This window comes from Acinetobacter sp. GFQ9D191M, assembly GCF_011174875.1.
Classification (GTDB): Bacteria; Pseudomonadota; Gammaproteobacteria; order Pseudomonadales; family Moraxellaceae; genus Acinetobacter.
In genome coordinates, this window is the sequence record NZ_JAALGV010000162.1 from 1 (window position 1) to 3,345 (window position 3,345).

General features: G+C 34.9%; 8 protein-coding genes. 6 read left to right on the plus strand and 2 right to left on the minus strand.

The window, feature by feature from the left end; genetic code table 11:
• The first annotated feature begins 120 nt into the window (after window positions 1-120).
• Window positions 121-408 (plus strand): BrnT family toxin, encoded by a 288-nt coding sequence (locus tag G5T77_RS16770; protein WP_000438825.1) that lies wholly within the window; start codon window positions 121-123, stop codon window positions 406-408.
• Complete coding sequence (locus G5T77_RS16775) at window positions 395-709, plus strand: BrnA antitoxin family protein (protein WP_004728120.1); 315 nt, start codon at window positions 395-397, stop codon at window positions 707-709. The genes G5T77_RS16770 and G5T77_RS16775 overlap by 14 nt, the downstream gene beginning before the upstream one ends.
• 88 nt (window positions 710-797) lie before the next feature.
• On the opposite strand, the gene G5T77_RS16780 is transcribed toward G5T77_RS16775, so the two are convergent.
• On the minus strand, window positions 798-1,328 hold the full coding sequence (locus tag G5T77_RS16780; protein ID WP_000172759.1) for a hypothetical protein: 531 nt from the start codon (window positions 1,326-1,328) through the stop codon (window positions 798-800).
• Window positions 1,329-1,476: 148 nt separating this feature from the next.
• On the opposite strand from G5T77_RS16780, the gene G5T77_RS16785 reads away from it, so the two are divergent.
• Together G5T77_RS16785 and G5T77_RS16790 are read left to right on the plus strand one after the other, a co-directional pair.
• Window positions 1,477-1,779, plus strand: a complete 303-nt coding sequence (locus tag G5T77_RS16785; protein WP_000286964.1) for a type II toxin-antitoxin system RelE/ParE family toxin — start codon at window positions 1,477-1,479, stop codon at window positions 1,777-1,779.
• A complete protein-coding gene (locus G5T77_RS16790) occupies window positions 1,780-2,061 on the plus strand; it encodes an addiction module antidote protein (RefSeq protein WP_000985609.1) in 282 nt (93 codons plus the stop codon). It abuts the gene before it with no gap.
• A 79-nt stretch (window positions 2,062-2,140) separates the two neighbouring features.
• Here G5T77_RS16790 and G5T77_RS16795 read toward each other — a convergent pair whose 3' ends face one another.
• Entirely contained in the window at window positions 2,141-2,560 is a 420-nt protein-coding gene (locus tag G5T77_RS16795; RefSeq protein WP_001180106.1) for an SMI1/KNR4 family protein, read from the minus strand.
• 139 nt (window positions 2,561-2,699) lie between these two features.
• On the opposite strand from G5T77_RS16795, the gene G5T77_RS16800 reads away from it, so the two are divergent.
• Together G5T77_RS16800 and nadS are read left to right on the plus strand one after the other, a co-directional pair.
• Entirely contained in the window at window positions 2,700-3,020 is a 321-nt protein-coding gene (locus G5T77_RS16800; RefSeq protein WP_000897307.1) for a type II toxin-antitoxin system RelE/ParE family toxin, read from the plus strand.
• Window positions 3,013-3,285: a NadS family protein gene (gene nadS, locus G5T77_RS16805; protein ID WP_000369781.1), complete on the plus strand. Its 273-nt coding sequence runs from the start codon at window positions 3,013-3,015 to the stop codon at window positions 3,283-3,285. The genes G5T77_RS16800 and nadS overlap by 8 nt, the downstream gene beginning before the upstream one ends.
• Window positions 3,286-3,345: the final 60 nt, after the last annotated feature.

Consider the following 3,345-nt stretch of genomic DNA (forward strand, 5'->3'; position numbering starts at 1 on the left):
GCTTTTTTATGAGCAGTTTTGATAGTTCTTGCCAATAAATTTGACTAAAAATTACGCTTCTCAACTTGAGTTATACAATTTTGTGATACATTATTGTATATACAAATTTGAATGTTTTTTATGGAACAGTATTTTGAATGGGATGAGGCTAAGAATCGAAAGAATCAGAAAAAGCATGATATCTCTTTCGAAACTGCAAGCCTTGTTTTTGAAGATCCATTACGGATCTCAATCCAAGACAGACATACCGATGGTGAAGAACGTTGGCAAACCATTGGACGAGTTAAAGGCGTACTAATGTTATTGGTGGCTCACACCATTTTTGATGAAGATGACTGTGAAATCATACGAATCATTAGTGCAAGGCAAGTGACTAAAGCGGAGCGAAACAAATATGAGCATGGTTAGATACTCACGCAAAGAGCTGAATGAGAAATTTGGTGAGAAGCAAGATGCTGAAATTCAACGCTTGCTTGCTAAAGGCACGGTTCCTGATGATCAGCTAGATCTATCAGATATTCCTGAAATTACCGATTGGAGCAGTGCTGTACGCCAAAATCAATTTTACCGCCCAGTGAAGCAACAAACTTCAATTCGGTTAGATGCTGATGTACTTGCTTGGTTCAAAGCACAAGGCAAAGGTTATCAAACACGAATGAATGAAATTTTACGGGATGCTATGCTGAAAGAATTAAAAAATCATCAATAAAAATGGGAGCTTAAGCTCCCATTTTTGACTTCGCATAACGCCCATTATGTTAATTTTAGTTTTCCTTAATACGACAAAAATATCTACTTCATTTCACGAGAATTTCTTTTGCTAAAAGTTCTTCTTTCGTTACACCGAAATATCTTATTTCTAATTTAGGCCTGCCTAACATCTTTAAAAGATTGTTTTCATCATTTATATTTTTTATAGCTTTGCTTACACAATCAATTACGTCATTAGTTTTAGAAATAGCTTCTTTTTCAGATACTTGATCGCTTACTTTTCGAGATATTAAGTCATCAAAATATATCCTATATTCTTCACAAACTAGATAAAAATAAGGGTCTAATCTATCTAAATCATATTCAGATTCAAAGGGTTTACGATCTAATAAATCTTTTTCAGGATAAATAATCAATTGTCCTGCATCGAACCAAAACTCCACAGAAAAATTATCAAACTCAATTCCATTTAAATCATTACTAAAATTTTGAAAATACTGTAATAAAAGATTTTCTATATCCTCTAAAAACTCTTTATTCTTAATATCAAATATTAAAGATTCATTAGAAATAGCTTTGATACAATCTTCTTGAATATCTAACCCCTTTAAAGTCATTTTTACTCCATTTAAATTTTTAGGTTTTGGTGCATTAAGAATTTTGATTAACTTAACATAATGGCGGTTATACGAAATTCACCGTTTCGAGCCCCAAATATCAAGTTTATTTCTTGCATAAATGTATCCTATAGGATACATTCTACTTATGTACTCAATATATACCACTGAAGTCTTTGATGACTGGTTCACCAAGTTAAAAGACCAGCAGGCAAAAAGACGCATACAAGTCCGAATTGATCGGGTTGAAGATGGAAACTTTGGAGATACTGAGCCGGTCGGTGAAGGTGTTTCTGAATTACGTTTCTTCTTTGGGCCAGGCTATAGGATTTATTACTGCAAGCAAGGGCAAAGGGTTGTTATTCTTTTAGCAGGCGGAGATAAGTCTACGCAAAGTAAAGATATAAAACTTGCCCTGCAATTGGCACAAGATTTAGAGGAGGAGCTATAAATGGCTATTAAACTTCGCAAATGGGACAGTGCTGAGCATCTTAAAACAGAGGATGATATGCAGGCTTACTTACAAGCATGTATTGAAGAATCTAATGGCGATGCCGCATTCATTGCAAAGGCTTTAGGTAACATTGCAAAAGCTAAAGGAATGGCTCAATTATCACGAGATACAGGCTTAGGCCGAGAAAGTCTTTATAAAGCACTTTCTGGTGATGTTAACCCTAGTTTTGATACTGTGATTAAAGTTGTAAAAGCACTGAATTTACGCTTAGCAATTTAAAAAAAGTTATTAAAAAATGGAGCTTTAGGCTCCATTTTTTAATTTCGTATAAGGTGTATTATGTTAATTTTAGAAATTCTTAATTTCCATCTATCCAAACTTGCTTGATCCAATCTGCTAAATCTTCCCACTGCTCATCGCTATATCCATCTGCTGTCCAATATCTAATTTTATGATTAGGAGATAGGCAATAATAACTACCATTATCTTCACAAATAGGTAGCCAATCTTCTGGCAGACCTTGCTCCCTAGCATCATTTAATATCTGAGATAGCCCTCGATAGCATTCTTTCTCATCTGTAAGAGACGCTAATTCAATTGTTCCATAAAAGATATTGCTAATCTCTTTCAAAACTTTTTTATAATCTTTTGGAAAAATAAAACCTATTTTTCGTTCATAAGCAGATATGAAAATATCATCAGGTAGTTCTATGTTTAGACGACTATTCCCAGATAGTTCTTTTAATTCTTGAATAATGTTATCAAGCTTATTTTGCATATACATTCTGCTCTATCGCATTAAAGTTCTTACTACAATTTAACATAATGGCTGTTATGCGAAACGAGATCTACCAGCTCTCGTTTTTTGTTATGGAAACTGCTAAAATTCAAATACGCCATTGACGTATAAAGAGTCCATGTTATTTATTGAAACCAGCATCTTTACCAAGCAAATTAAAGACCTTGTATCTGATGAGGAATATCGTCAACTTCAGCAAGATCTTTTGGTACAGCCTGATAGAGGTGACCTAATCAAGAATGGCGGTGGTATTCGCAAAGTACGTTGTGCTCAAGGTAACAAAGGGAAAAGTGGTGGGATACGGGTGATTTATTATTGGGTCACCGAGGATGATCAGATCTTTTTCTTAGTGGCTTATCCAAAATCAGTAAAAGATAATTTAACAGATAAGGAAACCGCCATTCTGCACCAACTCGTGAAGGAGCAATTTCATGGATAACAACTTATTTGATGACTTGGTTGCTTCAATCAAAGAAGCTGGAGCTATCAAACGTAAAGAAGTTAAAGCAAGCCGAGTTACAGAACTCGAATTGCCTGATATTAAAGAAGTACGTGAAAAAACTGGCTTGAGCCAAAATGAATTTGCTGCACGTCTACATATTAGCCCCCGTACCCTGCAAAATTGGGAACAGGGACGACGCTATCCAACTGGACCAGCAGCTACATTGATTCGAATTTTAGATGCTCACCCAAGCCTTATTTGAAAAAATTACTTAAAAAATGGGAGCTTAAGGCTCCCATTTTTATTTCGTATAAGGTGTATT